Annotated in this window: 22 protein-coding genes; 19 read left to right on the forward strand and 3 right to left on the reverse strand. The window is 26.6% G+C overall.

Annotated features, from left to right (window positions below; genetic code table 11):
* Positions 1-64: 64 nt before the first annotated feature.
* On the reverse strand, positions 65-475 hold the full coding sequence (locus JW646_RS17580) for a hypothetical protein (RefSeq protein WP_228415847.1): 411 nt from the start codon (positions 473-475) through the stop codon (positions 65-67).
* A gap of 104 nt (positions 476-579) precedes the next feature.
* Positions 580-1629, reverse strand: a complete 1050-nt coding sequence (locus JW646_RS17585) for a hypothetical protein (protein ID WP_228415848.1) — start codon at positions 1627-1629, stop codon at positions 580-582.
* A gap of 197 nt (positions 1630-1826) precedes the next feature.
* Between JW646_RS17585 and JW646_RS17590 the strand changes: the two genes are divergently transcribed.
* From JW646_RS17590 to cysS, 8 genes are all read left to right on the forward strand, one after another.
* A complete protein-coding gene (locus JW646_RS17590) occupies positions 1827-2597 on the forward strand; it encodes an arginase family protein (RefSeq protein ID WP_228415849.1) in 771 nt (256 codons plus the stop codon).
* Positions 2598-2863: 266 nt separating this feature from the next.
* A complete protein-coding gene (locus tag JW646_RS17595; protein ID WP_074916338.1) occupies positions 2864-3250 on the forward strand; it encodes a DUF454 family protein in 387 nt (128 codons plus the stop codon).
* Entirely contained in the window at positions 3243-5015 is a 1773-nt protein-coding gene (locus tag JW646_RS17600) for an ABC transporter ATP-binding protein/permease (RefSeq protein ID WP_228415850.1), read from the forward strand. Before JW646_RS17595 ends, JW646_RS17600 begins: the two co-directional genes overlap by 8 nt.
* Positions 5008-6681: an amino acid ABC transporter ATP-binding/permease protein gene (locus tag JW646_RS17605; RefSeq protein ID WP_228415851.1), complete on the forward strand. Its 1674-nt coding sequence runs from the start codon at positions 5008-5010 to the stop codon at positions 6679-6681. The genes JW646_RS17600 and JW646_RS17605 overlap by 8 nt, the downstream gene beginning before the upstream one ends.
* A 12-nt stretch (positions 6682-6693) precedes the next feature.
* Positions 6694-6816, forward strand: a complete 123-nt coding sequence (locus tag JW646_RS20255; RefSeq protein WP_331478038.1) for a hypothetical protein — start codon at positions 6694-6696, stop codon at positions 6814-6816.
* Positions 6801-6896, forward strand: a complete 96-nt coding sequence (locus JW646_RS20305) for a nitrous oxide-stimulated promoter family protein (protein WP_334302577.1) — start codon at positions 6801-6803, stop codon at positions 6894-6896. Before JW646_RS20255 ends, JW646_RS20305 begins: the two co-directional genes overlap by 16 nt.
* A gap of 148 nt (positions 6897-7044) precedes the next feature.
* Complete coding sequence (locus JW646_RS17615; RefSeq protein WP_074916346.1) at positions 7045-7812, forward strand: ATP-binding protein; 768 nt, start codon at positions 7045-7047, stop codon at positions 7810-7812.
* Between the two features lie 539 nt (positions 7813-8351).
* Positions 8352-9770 (forward strand): cysteine--tRNA ligase, encoded by a 1419-nt coding sequence (cysS, locus tag JW646_RS17620; protein WP_228415852.1) that lies wholly within the window; start codon positions 8352-8354, stop codon positions 9768-9770.
* 65 nt (positions 9771-9835) lie between these two features.
* Here the strand turns inward: cysS and JW646_RS17625 are convergent, their stop codons facing one another.
* A complete protein-coding gene (locus tag JW646_RS17625) occupies positions 9836-10252 on the reverse strand; it encodes a Fur family transcriptional regulator (RefSeq protein ID WP_074916350.1) in 417 nt (138 codons plus the stop codon).
* Positions 10253-10465: 213 nt separating this feature from the next.
* Here JW646_RS17625 and JW646_RS17630 point away from each other — a divergent pair, with 213 nt between their 5' ends.
* From JW646_RS17630 to JW646_RS17680, 11 genes are all read left to right on the forward strand, one after another.
* Entirely contained in the window at positions 10466-11398 is a 933-nt protein-coding gene (locus JW646_RS17630) for a metal ABC transporter substrate-binding protein (protein ID WP_228415853.1), read from the forward strand.
* Between the two features lie 25 nt (positions 11399-11423).
* A complete protein-coding gene (locus tag JW646_RS17635; RefSeq protein ID WP_074916354.1) occupies positions 11424-12110 on the forward strand; it encodes a metal ABC transporter ATP-binding protein in 687 nt (228 codons plus the stop codon).
* Positions 12111-12112: 2 nt separating this feature from the next.
* Complete coding sequence (locus tag JW646_RS17640; protein WP_074916356.1) at positions 12113-12901, forward strand: metal ABC transporter permease; 789 nt, start codon at positions 12113-12115, stop codon at positions 12899-12901.
* 184 nt (positions 12902-13085) lie between these two features.
* Positions 13086-13694 (forward strand): DNA-binding protein, encoded by a 609-nt coding sequence (locus JW646_RS17645; RefSeq protein ID WP_228415854.1) that lies wholly within the window; start codon positions 13086-13088, stop codon positions 13692-13694.
* 49 nt (positions 13695-13743) lie between these two features.
* Positions 13744-14562 (forward strand): hypothetical protein, encoded by an 819-nt coding sequence (locus JW646_RS17650; protein ID WP_228415855.1) that lies wholly within the window; start codon positions 13744-13746, stop codon positions 14560-14562.
* 80 nt (positions 14563-14642) lie between these two features.
* Positions 14643-15314 carry a response regulator transcription factor gene (locus JW646_RS17655; RefSeq protein WP_018591104.1) on the forward strand — a complete coding sequence of 224 codons (672 nt, stop codon included), beginning with the start codon at positions 14643-14645 and terminating at the stop codon, positions 15312-15314.
* Entirely contained in the window at positions 15304-16533 is a 1230-nt protein-coding gene (locus tag JW646_RS17660) for a sensor histidine kinase (protein WP_074916360.1), read from the forward strand. Before JW646_RS17655 ends, JW646_RS17660 begins: the two co-directional genes overlap by 11 nt.
* Positions 16534-16655: 122 nt before the next feature.
* Positions 16656-16973 carry a thioredoxin gene (gene trxA / locus JW646_RS17665; RefSeq protein ID WP_228415856.1) on the forward strand — a complete coding sequence of 106 codons (318 nt, stop codon included), beginning with the start codon at positions 16656-16658 and terminating at the stop codon, positions 16971-16973.
* Between the two features lie 25 nt (positions 16974-16998).
* Positions 16999-17889 carry an NAD(P)/FAD-dependent oxidoreductase gene (locus JW646_RS17670; RefSeq protein ID WP_074916364.1) on the forward strand — a complete coding sequence of 297 codons (891 nt, stop codon included), beginning with the start codon at positions 16999-17001 and terminating at the stop codon, positions 17887-17889.
* Between the two features lie 168 nt (positions 17890-18057).
* Positions 18058-18429: an ArsR/SmtB family transcription factor gene (locus JW646_RS17675; protein ID WP_206923615.1), complete on the forward strand. Its 372-nt coding sequence runs from the start codon at positions 18058-18060 to the stop codon at positions 18427-18429.
* Positions 18426-18797, forward strand: coding sequence for a NifB/NifX family molybdenum-iron cluster-binding protein (locus JW646_RS17680; protein ID WP_148556674.1), 372 nt, complete (start codon positions 18426-18428; stop codon positions 18795-18797). The genes JW646_RS17675 and JW646_RS17680 overlap by 4 nt, the downstream gene beginning before the upstream one ends.
* Positions 18798-18839: the final 42 nt, after the last annotated feature.

Here is an 18839-nt window from a genome sequence, read left to right on the forward strand (position 1 = left end):
AACAAATAAAAAAAATAATCCATTAAATATTTAATGGATTATCTAAATATTAAACTATGTAGCTTTATTTATACATTTTATCTTCATTATCTAAAATTTTGTCAGCATCTATTTTTTTGTCAATAGCAGCTTTTATAGCATCTTCAATTGTTTTTCCAGAAGCCATTAGACTTGTTGTATTATAATTGATTTTATCTAGTGTTCCAAAGCAAAACTTACACCCTGATGTAAAACAAAGAAGAGTGAAGTGACCATCATATTTTTCTTTTGAAATGTAATCTGCTACGGCTATTGCATGACTTAAGTCCATATGATCCATATTACTTACAAATTTAATATCGTTCTTTGAAACTATACTTTTTTCTTTTTTATCATCTAGCTTTATTAATACTTCTACTTGGTTTAGCTCTTTTATAAAAACGCCTTTTAATATATTGTCATCGTTTTTATATAATACTCTATCTCCAAAATTCATAATAACACCCCCCTATAAATATTATAGTTGAAAATTATATAAAATACATAAATCATAAAAAGAAATAAAAAAAACTATGCATATAAAAATGCATAGTTCTTTTATTATTTAAACTCAACCTTATTGTTTTGTAATGTAGTTTTAAATCCCTTTAAGAAAGATTTATATCCTTCTTCTTTGTTTTTACCAAGAGGATTATCATTTTCTAAAGCATCGTATATTTCTCTACAATAACTTGATGATGATGTAGAAACGTTTTGACCTATATATTCTATAGCAGCATTAACTCCTGCATCATATATTTGACTTTTTACAGCTTCTGATAATTCTAAGTATTCAGGATAAGTATCATCTGAATCATCTTTGTTAGAAGAATTATTGTTGTTACTATTGTTGTTGTTATTATTAGTGTTATTACTGTTGCTATTATTATTGTTACTATTGTTGTTGTTATTATTATCAACAACTGGTTTATTTGTTTCTGGTTTTGCAACATTTTCAGTTGTGCCATTTGTAGATTCATCACCGCTTGAAGGCTTTTCAATTGAAGTTATTATTTTAGAAATAAATGAATCATTATAAGCATTTTTATAAATATTTGCAATAGTATATTCTTTTATTGTTGTCATCTTAACTTCATTTTCAAAATCATCATCTTTTGAAGTAGAAGAAGTTGATAATTGATCTTTATAGTATATGTAAAAATCGTTAATGTCGTAGTATTTCTTAGTAGCATTTAAAGTAGCTTTATAAAGTCTAGTTGAAATCTCATGCATTCCATTACTATCTAAAGTAACATCTTGAGAATTTCCACTTTGCTTACCATATTTTTCGAAACATGATTTGACAACATCAAGACTTCCCTCTTGTGAACTAGAATAAGATTTTAATAGCTCAACTAATTCTTCTTTATCCTCCTTAGAAGTGACTTCTTTTACAATAGTTTCAAATTCCTTTTGTAAATATTCATCAGAATAGTTTTCTGTTGAATAAAAGGCATCTTTATAAGTTTTTGCGCTGTACTCAACACTTCCATCTAAAGCTGTAGTATCTTCAGTCATTATAAATTTCTCATCTTTAGATTTATTACATCCAACTAAAAAAGCTAGTGGAAGGCTTAGAGCAATTATAAGACTAATTATTTTTTTATTCATTTTTCTCTCCTTTTATTTAAACAAAGAATTTAATAATAAATATTTAAATATTTATTACAAATGATATTCTATCATATTTTGTCAATTTAGAATACTATTTGTAGGAATAATTAAGAAAAACTATGGTAAATACATGTATAAAATGTAATAGAATTAAGTTAGGGAGAAAAATTTATGAACAAAGGGGGAGAGTATTTATGGAAGAAATATGTATATTAAATTTCAATAATACTTATAAAAATCAAGATTTTTACAAAAATAAAAACTACGAAATAGTTGATTTAAGTGATTTAAAAAATGTTAGTAGATATTGTGACGAAAAGTCCTTAGAATTGATACGGAAAAGACTTAGTAAATTTTATGATTCAAAGATAAAGTTTACTGACTCTGGCAATTATCACTATGTAACATACTTATTATTGGAAAAAATTAAGCAACCATTTATTTTAGTTTTATTTGATCACCATACAGATATGCAACCTTCATTTTTCAATGAGCTAATGTCTTGCGGTTGTTGGGTGAAAAAGGTGTTGGATGAAAATAAATATATTCAAAGGGTGATAATTATTGGAGCAAGGGAAAAACAAATTAATTTAATTGAAGAAAAATATAGAGATAAAATAATTTGTTTTAGTGATGAGTTTATTGAAGAAAAGCATAATTGGGAAGCCTTCTCTCAAAAACATATTGATTTTCCCATATATATTTCTATTGATAAAGATATTATAAATCCTAAAGAAGCAAAAACTGATTGGGACCAAGGAAATCTTACATTAAATGAATTAAAGGAAATTTACATGGGTATATGCAAAGAACATGAAATAATAGGAATTGATATTTGTGGTGACTCCACTTATGATAATAAACTATTACCTAACAATTACAATAAAATAAATAATAAAAGTAATAAAGAAATATTACATATAATAGAAGAAGAGTTTACAAATGAATTAGAAGTAAACCTATAGATAAAGGGCTAAATATATTGAATTATTAATATATTTAGCTTTTTTCGTATATATATTAATAAAAATGATAATGGTTAATTATTGAAAATGGATATCAATTATGATAGACTTATATTACAAAAATAATTCAGGTAGAGAGGAAATCCCAAAAAGGTTATAAATGAAAATACGATAAAATATGTTTACAATGTGGAAGGTATAATTTCCAATATAGACAAAGAAGAAATGTATTTTGTTCCAACAAAAGTATGTTAGGAGGAATAGGAATGAATATAGCAAAAAAGGCTTTATTTTTAATAGTAGGCTTAATTTCTTTAATACTTGGTATTATAGGCATATTTTTACCAGTATTACCTACAACGCCGTTATTATTATTAACATCCTACTGCTTATTAAAAAGCAGCGATAAGTTAAATGAAAAATTTATGCAAACTAAAATATATAAAAAATATGTAAAGAAATTCCAAGAACAAGGAGGAATGACTTTAAAAGCAAAATTAGCTTTAACTATACCTGTATCATTACTATTATTATTTATGTTTATAACTATTGATAGTTTTGTTATGAGAGTAATAATAATTATTATGTGGTTAGCTAAAGTTATTGTATTTACAAAAATGAAGACAATTAAAGTGGAGGCAAACAATGTTTAGTAAAAGATTACTATCAATTTGTGATAGTTCAAAAAAATGGATTGGACTTACAGTTTTAATGAATTGGATTTCTATAATATGTAATATAGCCCTAATTATATTTATAGGAACTACTGTAGATAAATTAATAAATGGAAATTTAAACTTAAATATGATTAGTACATCTATATTTATAATAGGAATGTTAGGAATAAGATTTGCAGCAAACTTTTTATCTACTAAATTTTCTCTTTATTCATCAAGTGAAGTTAAAAAAACTCTAAGAAGTACAATATATGAAAAACTATTAAGTTTAGGAGTGAATTATACAAATACTATATCTACATCTTCTACAGTTCAAATAGCAGTAGATGGAGTGGAACAGTTAGAAATATACTTTGGTAGATTTATGCCACAATTATTTTATTGTGTGGTAGCGCCATTAACCTTATTTGCAGCAATGAGCTTTATAAGTTTGAAAACAGCAATAATACTTTTAATATGTGTACCATTAATACCTATTACAATAATGGTAGTTATGAAAATAGCTAAAAAGCTACTTAGCAAGTACTGGGGTGTATATACAGATCTAGGAGATTCATTTTTAGAAAATCTTCAAGGACTTACAACTTTAAAAATATTTGATATTGACGAAGATAAAAATAAAGAAATGAATGATAATGCAGAGCATTTTAGAAAAATAACTATGAAAGTATTATCAATGCAATTAAATTCCATAATCGTAATGGATATAATAGCTTTTGGTGGTTCTGCCCTTGGTATACTTATAGCAATATTTGAATTTAAAGCAGGAGTATTAAGTGCAGGAGATGTTTTGATAATAATACTTTTATCTGCAGAATTTTTTATACCAATGAGACTTTTAGGGTCATTCTTCCACGTGGCAATGAACGGTATATCTGCCAGTGAAAGAATGTTTAAATTATTAGATACAGAAGTTGAAGAAATAAATACTTTACATAAAGAAAAAATAAATAAGTTAAATAATATAAATATAGAAATAAAAAATGTGGACTTTAGTTATGATAAAGAAAGAAAAGTCTTAGAAAATATAAATATGGAAATGAAAAGTAATAAAATGATAGCTTTAGTTGGAGAAAGTGGATGTGGTAAAAGTACAATTACCAACTTACTTCTAAAACAAAATAAAGTTGATAGTGGAGAAATTTTATTAAATGGAGTTAACTTAAATGAAATACCATTTGATATACTAGCTAAAAAGATAGGATTTATAAATCATAGTGCTTATGTATTCAATGGAAGTATAGAAGATAATATAAGAATGGGCAAAAACAATGCAACTAATGAAGAAATATATGTTGCTCTAAAAAAAGCAAATCTTTACGAATTTGTAATGACGCTACCTAATAAGTTAAAAACTAATGTGGGTGAAGGGGGTTCACTTTTATCAGGTGGTCAAAAACAAAGATTAGCATTGGCTAGAACAATAATAACAGACCCTGAAATATACATATTTGACGAAGCTACCTCTAACATTGATGTGGAAAGTGAAGCAAAAGTTTGGGAAAGTATTTATAAGCTAGCTAAAAATAAAACTGTAATAGTTATATCTCATAGGCTTGCAAATGTTACAAAGGCAGACATGATATATGTACTAGATAAAGGTAACCTAGTTGAAAGTGGAAAACATAAGGAATTGTTAATGATAAAAGGTAAATATCACGAATTAGTAACTCATCAACAAAATTTAGAAAATATATACAAAGTAGATAATGAAATGAAGGAGGTGGCAGTAAATGAATAATAGACAATCAGGACTTGAAATAATGACAAGGCTTATAAAAGTTTTAAAACCGCTAGCGCCTATCATGATGATTACTATATCATTTGGTGTACTTGGATTTTTAGCAGCCATAGCAATAACATCATTTGGAATGATAGCAACTGCCACTGCTTTAAATATAGACATGGGAGTTTCTTTCAAAACTTGTATGGTGGTAATAATATCATGTGGAATACTTAGAGGAATACTTAGATATATAGAACAATACTCAGGACATTTTATAGCATTTAACATACTTGCCATACTTAGAGATAAAGTTTTTAGAGCACTTAGAAAATTATCACCAGCAAAGCTTGAAAGCAAAGAAAAAGGAAATTTAATTTCTGTAATAACAAGTGATATAGAATTATTAGAAGTATTTTATGCTCATACTGTGGCTCCAATTGCCATAGCAATAATTACTTCAATTATAATGAGTTTAATACTTTGGAGTATTAATCCTATTTATGGTGCTACATCAGCTGTCTTTTATATAATAGTAGGATATTTAATACCTGTTACTTCTTCTAAATTTGGAAAAGATCCAGGTGTTGAATATAGAAATGAATTTGCAAAAACAAACTCTTATTTATTAGAATCATTAAAAGGTATAAAAGAAATATTATTATTCGATGAAGGCAAAAATAGATTGAATCAAATAAATAAAAATAGTGATATATTAGATGAAAAAATGGCTGGAATTAAAAAACATGAGGGAATGATCACAGCTTTTACAGATGTAACTATAATGATTGCAATACTTACATTTTTATTTATAAGTATAAAACTATACAATGAAGGAAGCGTAAATATAGGTCAAGGCCTAGTTGCCATAGTTGTTCTTTCAAGCTCCTTTGGTCCAGTTGTTGCTTTAAGTAACTTATCAAATAACTTACTTCAAACTTTTGCCTGTGCAGGTCGATTATTTGATATATTAGATGAAGTACCAGCAGTAGAGGAAGTTGATGGTGATACGAAGTTAAGTTCTTCTCTCATAAATATAGAAAAGGTAAATTTTGCTTATGCAGATAGAGACAAAAATCTTTTGAACGATATAAACTTAGAAATTAAACCAGGAGATAAAATAGGTATCCTTGGAGAAAGTGGATGTGGAAAGTCTACATTATTAAAATTATTAATGAGATTTTGGGATGTTAATGAAGGAAGTATATCTTTAGATAATAAAAACCTTAAAAGTATTCCAACTAAAACCCTTAGAAGATCTCAGTCCTTAGTAACACAGGAGACATTCTTATTCAACGATAGTATAGAAAATAATATAAAAATAGGTAAAAAAGATGCCAGTGAAGAAGAAGTAATAGAAGCTTGTAAAAAAGCATCTATTCACGAATTTATAAGTACACTACCACAAGGTTACAAAACTAATGCAGGTGAACTTGGTTCAAATTTTTCATCAGGAGAAAAGCAAAGGATAGGAATAGCTAGAGCATTCTTACATGATGCAGATATACTAATATTGGACGAGCCTACAAGCAACCTAGACACTTTAAACGAAGCGCAAATTCTAAAATCAATAAATAATGAGTGTAAAAACAAATCCATAGTAATGGTTTCTCACAGAAAATCCAGTGTATCAATTTGTGATAAAAAGATTTACGTGAAAAACAATACGCTAAACTTAGCTTAAGAAGGTAATGAAATGAGAAGAATAGAAAAAGAAAAAAATACAATTAGTCTTATGATAAATATTTATTGTAAGAAAAAAGCTTTTGTAGTAAGTGTCCAATACATTGCTACAAAAAAGATATCAAAGCTAAAGTAAAAGATGTTATGAAATTCTCAGGACCCAGACTTATAATTTACAGTCCAATTCAATTTATAAAACATATATTTGGAAAATAAAAATAAATGCAGATTTTTCTCTTTTACAAGGGAGTTGTTTCGAAGAAGCAAATTTTTTATATAAAAAAATGTTTAATCTGGTAGAACTTTGCTATAATTTAGATAGATAGTTAACAAAAAATCTAAAGGCATAAGGGGGAAAGTAACTATGTCATACAATATAGCAGTTGCAGGTAAAGGTGGTACAGGAAAAACTAGTTTAACAGGTATACTTATTGATTACCTAACTAAAGAAAAAAAGGGTGAAACTTTAGTAGTAGACGCAGATGCAAACTCTAATATAAATGATGTATTAGGAATGGAATTAAGTGGTACAATAGGACAAATAAAAGAAAAAGCAAATCAAATGGAGCAAAAAAGAGAACAATATCCAGGGGGAATGACTAAATCTCAATATTTAGAATATGAATTAAATTCTATTGTGGAAGAAGGAAATGGATATGATTTACTTGTAATGGGTAGATCAGAAGGTGAAGGTTGTTATTGTTTTGTCAATTCTATTTTAAAAAGACAAATTCAATTAATGTCTAATCACTATGACTATGTTGTTATGGATAATGAAGCTGGGATGGAACATTTAAGTAGAAAAACACTTAGAGAAATAGATGATTTATTATTAATAAGTGATTGTTCAGCTAGAAGTATAGAAGCTGTTGCAAGAATAAGAGATTTAGCTAAAGAAATGGGAATTAGAGTTGGAAGAACATCTTTAATAATAAATAAAGCACCTAATGGAGAGTTAAATGATGGTGTAAAAAGAGAAATTGAAAGATTTGACTTAGATTTACTTGGAGTAGTTCCTATGGATGAAATGATATTTGAATACGACTGTAATAGAAAACCATTAGTTGAATTACCAGAGACTTCTAAAGCTAGAGTAGCTATGAAAGATATTTTTGAAAAATTGAATGTTTAATATAAAAGAAACAGTATAAATTTAATTTATACTGTTTTTCTATTTAATATTATGATTTATTTGTTCAAAAAATAAGTTATTAGTTATAACTAGTTGCAAAATGGATTATAGTTACATATAATTAAATCATATAATTTATTAAAGGAGGATATTAAAATGAAAACTTGTTGTTGCTGTTGTTTGAAAAACTTAAAAATTTCAAAAAAACAGCATACCTGTGTTTATTTTAATATTTAATTTTAAGTCAAAATGTAGATAATTAATAATATTAAACTGCAGGTGTATCTGGAGTTTTTCTTTTTGTAGAGAAACTTCATATGCTTGCAGTTTTTTACATGTTTGGAAATTATAGTTGGATTAGCTCTTTTGATAAACTATGGAATTAAGTTATACCAACTCATTTAGAAAATGTAAAAAATGTATTTTTGAGCAAGGTCGTTGCCTGAAGCGATAGCAAAATGATTCGCCAACACGTTGCTCAAAGGCATCTCGTTGGCGATTTGAGCGAAGCGAATTTTTTTATTTAAGGAGGATTTATTATGGATTTAAAACTGTATAACACACTAAGCAGAAATGTAGAAAAATTTATACCTATTGAAGAAAAGAGGGTTAAAATGTATACTTGTGGACCAACAGTATACAACTATGCCCACATAGGGAATTTAAGAACTTATATATTTGAAGATGTATTAAAAAGAACTCTTAAATACAATGGATATGAAGTTGATCATGTAATGAATATAACAGATGTGGGACATTTACAATCAGATGGGGACACTGGTGAAGATAAAATGGAAATGGGCGCTAAAAGAGAAAATAAAAACGTTCTAGACATAGCAAGATTTTATGAAGGCGAGTTTTTAAAAGACTTAAAGTCTTTAAATATCCAAGTAGCAAATCATATTCCAAGAGCAACAGATCATGTAAAAGAAATGATAGAGCTAATAGAAAAATTAGAAAAAAGAGGATACACATATATAGCTAATAATAATGTATATTTTTCTATTGATAAGTTTGAAGATTATAATAAACTGGCAAATTTAAGCTTAGAAGAAATGAATGCAGGAAATAGAGTGGAAGTAGATATTTATAAAAAAAATCCTCTTGATTTTGTTTTGTGGTTTACTAACTCAAAATTTGAAAATCATATATTACAGTGGGACTCTCCATGGGGTGTAGGATTTCCGGGCTGGCATGTGGAATGTTCAGCAATGGCAATAAAATACTTAGGTGAGTATATGGATATTCACTGTGGAGGAATAGATCATATACCAGTGCATCATACTAATGAAATAGCACAATCAGAAGGAGCACTTGGACACAAATGGGTAAATTATTGGCTACATGGTGAGTTTTTAATTCTTGACAAAGGAAAAATGTCAAAATCTAGTGGATCATTTATTACATTAAATAGTTTAATAGAAAATAATATAGACCCATTAGTTTATAGATATTATGTACTACAATCAAAATATAGAAAACCTTTGGTATTTAGCTATGATAGATTAAAAGATGCATCTAACTCTTTTGAAATATTAAAAAATAAAATAAAACTAATAAATGATAATGTGGACAATGAAATATTAATAAATGAAAATATAATTAAAGAATACAAAAATAGGTTTTTGAAATATATAAATGATGATTTAAATATAGCAAATGGTTTTACCCTACTCCATGAAGTTATAAGAAGTGAGAATTTGAATAATAAAGAAAAGAAAATAATAATAGATGATTTTGATAAAGTATTTGGTTTGAATTTAAATGAATTAAGTGATGACAAAGAAAAACTTGATAAAGATTTTGTTAACAAGATCAATTTATTAATAAAAGAAAGAGAAGCTGCTAGAAAAAATAAAGACTATAAAAAATCTGATGAGATTAGAGACTATTTGTTACAAAATAATATTGAAATAATGGATAATAAAGATAATACAACTTGGAAAGTAAGAATATAATTATAAAAATAAAAGTCCTATTAACTAGATATAATCTAGAGTAGGACTTTTTTATATGTTAGGAATTATAGTTTCTTCGCACATTCAGGACATATGCCTGTGAATTCTAAATTATGACTAGTGATGGTAAAGCCTGTTTCATCACATAAATCATTTTCGAATTTTTTTAAAGGACAACAATTCACTAATACAACTTTATTGCACAAAGTACATATTAATTGGTGTTTATGTTCTCTATTATTAATTTGAAAATATGTTTTTCCATCATTGCTCAATTGTTTTAATAAGATATTTTTTTCAGTTAGAGCATTTAATGCCCTATAAACAGTAGATAAATTTATATTAACTTCCTTTGAAGCTTGTTCTAATATATCTTCAGATGTAAGAGGGCTATTAGAGTTATTTAATACGGAAAGTATTGTCATTCTTTTTTTAGTAGTTTTTAAATTAGCTCCTTTTAAAATATTATCTTCATTATTCATAGTTATCACATCCTTAAAAAAATAAAAAATAATATGTTTCTTATAGTAATACTAAGAAAAGGATAAACTTATTATATGACTTTGTCAATAAAATATAAATGCATATGATTTGCACTTGACTAATATATATATAAGTAGTATTATTTATTTAGCAATGCAAATGAGAGGTGTTATCATTTAATAAATAATAATTAAAAGGAGTTGAAAATAAATATGAAAAAAATAATATCATTACTACTAGTTATACCTATGTTGTTTACAATAGGTTGTAGTAAAGAAAATAAAACTGATGAAAATTCAGATGGGAAGATAAAAATATATACTAGTATATACCCTCTGTACGATTTTGCTAAAAAAGTTGGAGGAGATAAAGTTGAGGTAACAAACTTAGTTCCCGCAGGAACAGAACCACATGACTGGGAAATATCAACAAGTGATATTGTAAATTTAGAAAAAGCAGATATGCTTATTTATAATGGAGCAGGTATTGAAAACTGGACGGATAAAGTTATAGATACCTTAGAAAACAAAGATATAGTATATGTGAAAACTAGTGAAGGACTAGACATACATAAGGCAGCGGAAAAATCTAATAGCAGTAAAGATGATGGACATAGCCACGGAAATTTCGATCCTCACACATGGCTAAGTATAAAAAATGCAAAAAAGGAAATGGAAAATATTAAGGATGCTCTAATAAAGCACGATTCTGAAAATGCTAAGTATTATGAGGACAATTATGAAAAATATGCTAAAAAATTTGATGAACTAGATAAAAAATACACTGATACATTAGGCCCAATTAAAAATAAAACAATTATAGTTGCTCATGAAGCTTTTGGATATTTATGTTCAGAATATGATATAAATCAAGAGGGAATAGAAGGATTAACACCTGATAGCGAACCAGACCCTGCTAGAATGAGAGAAATAATCAAATTTGCAAAAGAAAATAATGTAAAGACAATATTCTTTGAAGAACTTGTAAGCCCAAAAGTTGCGCAGACAATAGCAAAAGAAATAAATGCAAAAACAGAAGTATTAAATCCATTAGAAGGTTTGAGTGAAAAGCAAATAAATAATGGCGAAGATTACTTTAGTGTAATGGAAAAGAATTTAGAAGTATTGTATGAATCAATGAAATAATTCATGCTAAATTTGGGAGGCATATATGAAAAATATAATATCTATTGAAAATGTATCCTTTGCTTATAATAAGGAAAATGTACTACAAGATATTATTTTATCTATAGATGAAGGCGATTTTGTCGGTATTATTGGTTGTAATGGTAGTGGTAAAAGTACACTAATGAAGCTTTTAATAGGACAGTTAAATCCATCAAAGGGAAAAATAAAATTATTTAGTGAAGATTTAGATAAAAGTAATAATTTAAATAAAATAGGTTATGTACCACAAATATCACTATCTAGTGGAGCAAACTTTCCAGCTACAGTAGAAGAAATTGTTATGGCAAATTTATACTCCAAAGTTGGCTTTATGAAATTCCCTAAAAAGGAACATAAGCAAAAGGTAAAAGAAGCTCTAAAAATTGTAAATATGCAGGACTACTCAAAAAGATTAATAGGTAACTTATCTGGAGGTCAACAACAAAGGGTAATGATTGCAAAAGCCTTAGTTAGTGATCCTAAAATTATAATTTTAGACGAACCAACAACAGGTATTGATGCTGCTTCAGAGGAGCAACTTTATACTCTTCTTGAAAGATTAAATAAAGAATCTAAAATAACAATAGTTATTGTTAGTCATGACTTTGCAAAAATATCAAAATATACAAATAAAATATTTGTTGTTGAAAACAATAAGGTATCTTTAATGAGTAAGGGGAATGAGGTGTAGACATGATTTTTGAATATGATTTTATGAGGAGGGCATTTATAGTAGGAATATTACTTGCTATTATTGTACCTTGTATAGGCATTATAGTAGTCCTAAAAAGATTATCTATGATAGGAGATGCACTATCCCATTCATCTCTTGCAGGTATTGCAGCAGGTTTAGTATTTAATATTAACCCTGTACTTGCAGCTGTAATTGCCTCTTTGGCATCTGCTTTTAGTATAGAATTTATAAGAAAAAAAATACCAAAGTACTCGGAAATGTCAATAGCAATTATTATGTCAGCTGGAGTGGGCTTAGCTGGTGTATTATCTGGATTTGTAAAAGATTCTGCATCATTTAATAGCTTCTTATTTGGTAGTATTGTTGCAATAACAGATTTTGAATTATTTATGGTAATAGGAATAAGTTTATTAGTTATAATTGCTTTTATATTTTTATATAAAGAATTAATGTATATTGCCTTTGATGAAGAAGGGGCAAGACTTGTAGGTATACCAATAAAAACTGTTAACTTTATTTTCACTATATTAACAGCTTTTACAGTATCTATAGCTGCTAGGACAGTAGGTGCATTAATAGTTTCATCTATGATGGTGGTACCAGTTGCTTGTGCAATGAAATTTGGAAAAAGTTATAAACATACAGTATTATTATCAATACTGTTTGCTGTGATTTTTACAATCATAGGGCTAACAATATCATATTACATAGGTTTGAAGCCTGGAGGGACTATTGTTTTAACTGGAATTTTATTCCTTATATTGACGATGATAATTAAAAAAGATTAAAGCAAGTGAATACTTCACTTGCTTTTTATTTCCACAAAAATAAAGTATTTATATGTGTTATTATGTAACTTACTTATATAATAAGAAGAAAAAAATAATAATATGGAGCAGATTTCTTGAAAAATATATGTGTTGAAAGAAATTTATGTTACAATTATAAAAAAGGAATATGACGGAGGCAATTATGAATTCTAAAGACAGAATAGAATTATTTCTAAAATATCAAAATCAAAATATGTCCTTTGAAGATATTTCTGAAAAGTTAGAAATGAAACCTGCTACACTTAGAAGAAATTTAAACAAAAATGGATATAAATCAGAAAAAGGAATATATGTAAAATCTATTGATGAGTCACAAATATCATTTGACAATGTTAATAGTACAAAAAAAAGTTCTAAAAGCAAGTTAAAAACAAAGGATACAAAAGAAAAAAGTAAAACTAAAGAAACTATAAAACCTAAAGAAAAAGTAAATAAAAAGAAATCTACTATACCTAAGAAGGATAAAAAGATAAATATATGTCAAGATGACATAGATAAATTGTGTGAAGTTTATGATTGGTACATAGAAGTAAAAGATAATAAAGTTTTTAGACCTAAGAAGGTGTCTAACAAAAAAGACATTGTATTAGACACTGAAGAAATTAGTGATGTAAAATCAGCTAATATTAGAGTTGATAAGCAAACTTGGGAAGACTTTGAGAGACTATGTAGTAACTCATCTTACAATAAGAAAGAAATTTTAACACAAGCCTTAAAAGATTTTATGAAAGTATATAAGAACCTTCTTTAAGTAATGACCTATTAGAATGAAAATGAGGTGCAAGTATATGAATAACATTATGAAAAAATCAGTTTTACTTATTCTTATATTAATAGTTTTAATGATAGGTATAAATATTATTACAAGTGTTAAAGAAACAAAATACAGGGAATATGAAACAGGTACTATAAATAGTAGTAATGCAAAAACATTACAAATTGATAATAATAAAATTACTAATTTATCAGATAGAACTGGAAATGATGTTACTGCTATGACTAAGATAAAAAATATCTCTAAATTGAATTTAAGTCAAATAGTATTATTTTATGATGAACTAGATAAAAATGACAATATCATATCTCAATCTAAAACTGATATAGATATAACATTAAGTCCAAATGATGTAATGCAGGTGCAATTTACACCGAAAGATTACACTGATTCCATAGAAATTACAGGTTATACATATATAGCAGAAGATTGTAGCGTGGTTGTGAATTTAAAGGATAATGAAACAAAAACATATGAGAATAACAAGTATTTAGAAAACAGCAAAAACTATGATGTAATGTCAATAAGTAAAGGCAAGACTAAACCTAAAAAAGATGATTTAAATTTCACTATAGAAATAAAGAATGTATCAAATAAAAATTTAGGAAATATTGTTTTGAAAGTTGCAGAAATAGATAAAAATAAAGAAATAGTAAAAATTGATCATATAATATATAACTCTATATTAAAGCCAGAACAACAAGATAAGATAGTAAGTTCTTTATATGATTCCAATTATGATATTAAAATTTTAGGTTACACATATGATGATATGGAAAATAAGAGCAATGTAGATATTGATTTAATTACAAATAAAGTAAATATAGTTGAGAATGGACAATAATAATTAGGAATATTTCAAATCTTATTTGGGGTATTCCTTTTGTTTATATAAGAAATAATAGGTAATAATAGGAGAAAAAAATGAAAATATTAGTAGTAGAAGATAATAAAAAGTTATTACAAACTATTGAAAAAGAATTAAAAAAACACTTTGAAGTTGAATGTTGCGAAGATGGAGAAGAAGCTCTTTATCTTATAAAACAAGGAATATATGACTTAGTTGTATTAGATTTAATGTTACCAAGTTTAGGTGGAATAGATATTCTAAAAAATATAAGAAATAATCATATAGATACACCTGTTCTTATTTTAACAGCGAAAGAAAGTCTTGATGAAAAAGTAGAAGCTTTTTCTATTGGAGCTAATGATTATCTAACAAAGCCATTTTATATGGAAGAACTAGTTGCCAGAATATATGCTATGCTTAGAACAACAGGAAAATTGCAAACAAAAAATACATTAGATTTTTATGATTTGCATCTTGATTTGAGTAAAAGAAGAGTATTTTATAAAAATGAAGAAATAGAATTGCAAAACAAACAGTTTAACTTGTTAGAGTATTTTTTATTAAATAAAGGCACTATTTTATTAAAAGAACAAATATATGACAGAATATGGGGGATGGAATCTGACGCAACTATTGAAATTGTAGAAGTATATATAAGTAATTTGAGAAAAATATTAAGCAAATTTGGATATGATAAATGCATAAAAACTAAGCGTAAGGTGGGGTATATGTTTGATGATAAATAAAAAAGTTTTTAATGATACTAAAGATAAACTGATTAAAATTAATGTTTTAGTAGTATCTAGCTTTTTAATTATTTTTTCTCTTTTTACATTTTTTTACTTTCAAAGCATAACTTATAATAGTATAGATGATAAGTTAAAAGAAGAATACGAATATATTAGTATGCAAGTAAATAGGAGTTCATATCTAAATCCTATAGTTTTAAATGATCCGAGGGATTTAGTATATATTTATAAAAACAGTAGGCTTATATACTATACAAAGAGTGATTATTTTAATGAATATGTACCTTCAGAAGAAACTAATAAAACAAATGCATGCTTTACTTATAAAAAAGGTAATTATACATTTAGAGAATTATCAATAACAATAAATAATATGAAAATTAGAATAATAAGAAATATTGATTCTGAGCTTTCTTCACTAAAACAATTACTTTTTGTCATAGGCATTGGAATAGTATTTTCTATTATTATTACATATTTTGTTGCCCTATATTTGACACGAAAAGCCTTGTTACCAATAGAAAATGCGTGGAATACACAAGCTAAATTTATTCAAGATGCCTCTCATGAGCTAAGAACTCCAATTACCATAGTATCATCCAAATTGCAAAGTCTTTTAACTGTTCCAAATAGTACAATAAGTGATGAAGTGGAAACAATTGCAGATGCTATGAATGAGACTAGAAGACTTAAAAAGATGATTAAAGATTTATTATCTCTTTCAAAAGAAGACTCTATAACAAAATTAAAAGTTGAAGAAATAAATATGGTAGATCTAGTTGAAGAAATATACAGAGATTATGTTGATATAGCAAATATTCAAAATAAAGATTTGAAGTATGAAAACAATCTTAAAAATCCATTGATTTTAAGTGATAAAAATAAACTTAAACAATTATTACTAATATTTATAGATAATGCATTTAAATACACGGATATAAATGACGAGATAAAATTTATGTTAGAGGAAAAAGATAATAAAATAATTTGTACAATATTGGATACAGGTATTGGAATTAAAGAAAGTGATTTAAAACATATTTTTGACAGATTCTTTAGAAGTGATAACGTAAGAAATCAAGATATTGATGGATCAGGAATTGGTTTATCAATTGCAAAAATGATAAGTGTAAACCTTAATTGCAAAATAAAACCTTATTCTGTTGTAAATGAAGGATCTAAATTTGAAATAATAATACCTAGAGAAATTTCCTAAATAAAGCTTTGGTCATTATAAAATGGTTATAAATGAAATATTTTATACATATCTATTCATATAATATTAACCTTTATTGTAAAAAATTAATATTATATAGTGATACATTAGGAGGAGAAATAATGGCTAAGTTAGTAAATAACTCTCAATTTTATAATAAGATTAGAACGTCAGATAAATTAGTAGTAATGGATTTTTTTGCAACCTGGTGTGGACCTTGTAAAATGTTAGCACCTATATTTGAATCATTAAGTAGTGAAATGTCTGATAAAGTTGACTTTGCACAAATTGATATTGATAGAAGTCTTGAAGTAGTAGAGGAATACAAAATAGTTTCTGTTCCAACAATGATAATATTCAAAAATGGAAAAGAAGTTCAAAGAATAGTGGGGTTTGTTCCAAAGGAACAAATAAAATCAAAAATAAAGGCTCATTTATAAGAGCTGTGAATTGTGGTGAATAATAATGAGATATGATATAGCAATTGTAGGAAGTGGGCCAGCAGGCCTTTCAGCGGCAATAAACGCAAAAATTAGAAATAAAAATATAATAGTATTTGGAAATGAAAATTTAAGTAACAAACTAGAAAAAGCTCCAGAAATAAACAACTATTTAGGATTTCACGAAATTAGTGGAGAAGACTTGAAAAATAAATTTAAGTACCATATAGATAGCATGGGAATTAAAGTATCCAATAATAAAATCACAAATATTTATGCTATGGGAGATTATTTTGCTTTAATGAGTGGTGAAAATATGTTTGAAGCTACTACAGTTATCTTAGCAACAGGAGTTCAATATGGCAAACCAATTAAAGGTGAAGAAGAATATTTAGGCAGAGGTGTAGGATATTGTGCTACTTGTGATGCTCCTTTGTATCGAGAAAAAACTGTAGCGATTATCGGTTACAATAAAGAATCTGAAGAAGAAGCAAATTTCTTAAATGAAATAGCCTCTAAAACATATTTTATACCAATGTACAAAAATGAAGGCCTTATGAGAGGAAATAATTTAGATACAGGTATAGAAGTTATAAATGAAAGACCTGTTGAAATAAAAGGAGAAATGTTAGTAAATCAAGTATCTTTTAAAAATAGTTTTATAGATGTAGATGGAGTTTTTGTAATAAAAGATAGTGCATCACCAAAAACTTTAGTTCCAGGCCTTGAAGTTGATGGGTCACATGTCAAAGTTGATATAAATATGAATACTAATATTGCTGGATGCTTTGCATGTGGAGATATAGCTGGTAAACCTTATTCTTATATTAAATCAGCTGGCCAAGGACAAATAGCAGCAATTAATGCAGTGTCATATATAGATCAATTAAAAGTGAAAGAAAATAATATTAAGTAAAATTTTCAGAGTTAATATAAATGATTTTTAATTCAAAATTAATCATATATTAACTCTTTTTTACTGGAAAAATATTTATTATATATAAAATAATAAAAAATACTTGATAAAACTAATTAAGTGTACTATTATTTAGTTAAGTAAGTACTTAAATAAAAAGAGGTACCCATGGAAACTTTAGTAAAAGTATTTAAAGCATTAAGTGATGAAACTAGATTAAAGATTTTAATGATTATATCTAGTAAAGTTATTTGCCAAAAAGGCATATCAAAGCATTTACAGATTTCAGACTCAGCAGTTTCTCAGCATATTAAAATATTAAAAGAAGCAAATATTTTAACAGGATATAAAGAAGGATATTATGTTTTTTATAAAATTAATGAAGCAGTTTTTAATGAATGTATATCTTTTATGAAACTTATAAATGATGATAATCAAAATTTTATACATATGACAAATATAGAAACAAGTAAAAACTGTTGTGGAAATACCTGTAAAGGCAAGTCAAAATGTTGTAGGAATAGGGAGGATTTAATATGAAAATTTGTATACCAGTAGTAGAAAATAAAGGAATGGAAAGTACTCCATACAATCACTTTGGGTCAGCTCCAAAATTTTTAGTTGTAAACTTAGATGGAGAAGAAGTTGAAGTAATAGATAATGGTGATTTAAATCATGAACACGGGAAATGTCAACCAATGAAGGCATTAGCTAACAAAGCGGTAGATGTTGTTATAGTAAGAGGAATAGGTGCTGGAGCAATATCTAAATTAAATAGTATGGGAACAAAAGTATTTAGAGGTGTTGAAGGAAACGTAAAAGAAAATATTCAACTACTAAAAGAAAATAAATTAGTTGAGTTTACTGTAAATAATGGTTGTAATCACCATGATTGTGGAAATCACTAAGAAATAAAAAACATCTTGAAGCTAGTATTAGCTTCAAGATGT

The sequence above is a fragment of the Terrisporobacter hibernicus genome, assembly GCF_020809405.1.
GTDB classification, from domain to species: Bacteria; Bacillota; Clostridia; order Peptostreptococcales; family Peptostreptococcaceae; genus Terrisporobacter; species Terrisporobacter petrolearius.

Bases quoted from the DNA above. Each gene is read 5' to 3' on its own strand.
- JW646_RS17580 (WP_228415847.1), bottom strand. From the start codon at position 475: ATGAATTTTGGAGATAGAGTATTATATAAAAACGATGACAATATATTA.
- JW646_RS17585 (WP_228415848.1), bottom strand. From the start codon at position 1,629: ATGAATAAAAAAATAATTAGTCTTATAATTGCTCTAAGCCTTCCACTA.
- JW646_RS17590 (WP_228415849.1), top strand. From the start codon at position 1,827: ATGGAAGAAATATGTATATTAAATTTCAATAATACTTATAAAAATCAA.
- JW646_RS17595 (WP_074916338.1), top strand. From the start codon at position 2,864: ATGAATATAGCAAAAAAGGCTTTATTTTTAATAGTAGGCTTAATTTCT.
- JW646_RS17600 (WP_228415850.1), top strand. From the start codon at position 3,243: ATGTTTAGTAAAAGATTACTATCAATTTGTGATAGTTCAAAAAAATGG.
- JW646_RS17605 (WP_228415851.1), top strand. From the start codon at position 5,008: ATGAATAATAGACAATCAGGACTTGAAATAATGACAAGGCTTATAAAA.
- JW646_RS20255 (WP_331478038.1), top strand. From the start codon at position 6,694: ATGAGAAGAATAGAAAAAGAAAAAAATACAATTAGTCTTATGATAAAT.
- JW646_RS17615 (WP_074916346.1), top strand. From the start codon at position 7,045: ATGTCATACAATATAGCAGTTGCAGGTAAAGGTGGTACAGGAAAAACT.
- cysS (WP_228415852.1), top strand. From the start codon at position 8,352: ATGGATTTAAAACTGTATAACACACTAAGCAGAAATGTAGAAAAATTT.
- JW646_RS17625 (WP_074916350.1), bottom strand. From the start codon at position 10,252: ATGAATAATGAAGATAATATTTTAAAAGGAGCTAATTTAAAAACTACT.
- JW646_RS17630 (WP_228415853.1), top strand. From the start codon at position 10,466: ATGAAAAAAATAATATCATTACTACTAGTTATACCTATGTTGTTTACA.
- JW646_RS17635 (WP_074916354.1), top strand. From the start codon at position 11,424: ATGAAAAATATAATATCTATTGAAAATGTATCCTTTGCTTATAATAAG.
- JW646_RS17640 (WP_074916356.1), top strand. From the start codon at position 12,113: ATGATTTTTGAATATGATTTTATGAGGAGGGCATTTATAGTAGGAATA.
- JW646_RS17645 (WP_228415854.1), top strand. From the start codon at position 13,086: ATGAATTCTAAAGACAGAATAGAATTATTTCTAAAATATCAAAATCAA.
- JW646_RS17650 (WP_228415855.1), top strand. From the start codon at position 13,744: ATGAAAAAATCAGTTTTACTTATTCTTATATTAATAGTTTTAATGATA.
- JW646_RS17655 (WP_018591104.1), top strand. From the start codon at position 14,643: ATGAAAATATTAGTAGTAGAAGATAATAAAAAGTTATTACAAACTATT.
- JW646_RS17660 (WP_074916360.1), top strand. From the start codon at position 15,304: ATGATAAATAAAAAAGTTTTTAATGATACTAAAGATAAACTGATTAAA.
- trxA (WP_228415856.1), top strand. From the start codon at position 16,656: ATGGCTAAGTTAGTAAATAACTCTCAATTTTATAATAAGATTAGAACG.
- JW646_RS17670 (WP_074916364.1), top strand. From the start codon at position 16,999: ATGAGATATGATATAGCAATTGTAGGAAGTGGGCCAGCAGGCCTTTCA.
- JW646_RS17675 (WP_206923615.1), top strand. From the start codon at position 18,058: ATGGAAACTTTAGTAAAAGTATTTAAAGCATTAAGTGATGAAACTAGA.
- JW646_RS17680 (WP_148556674.1), top strand. From the start codon at position 18,426: ATGAAAATTTGTATACCAGTAGTAGAAAATAAAGGAATGGAAAGTACT.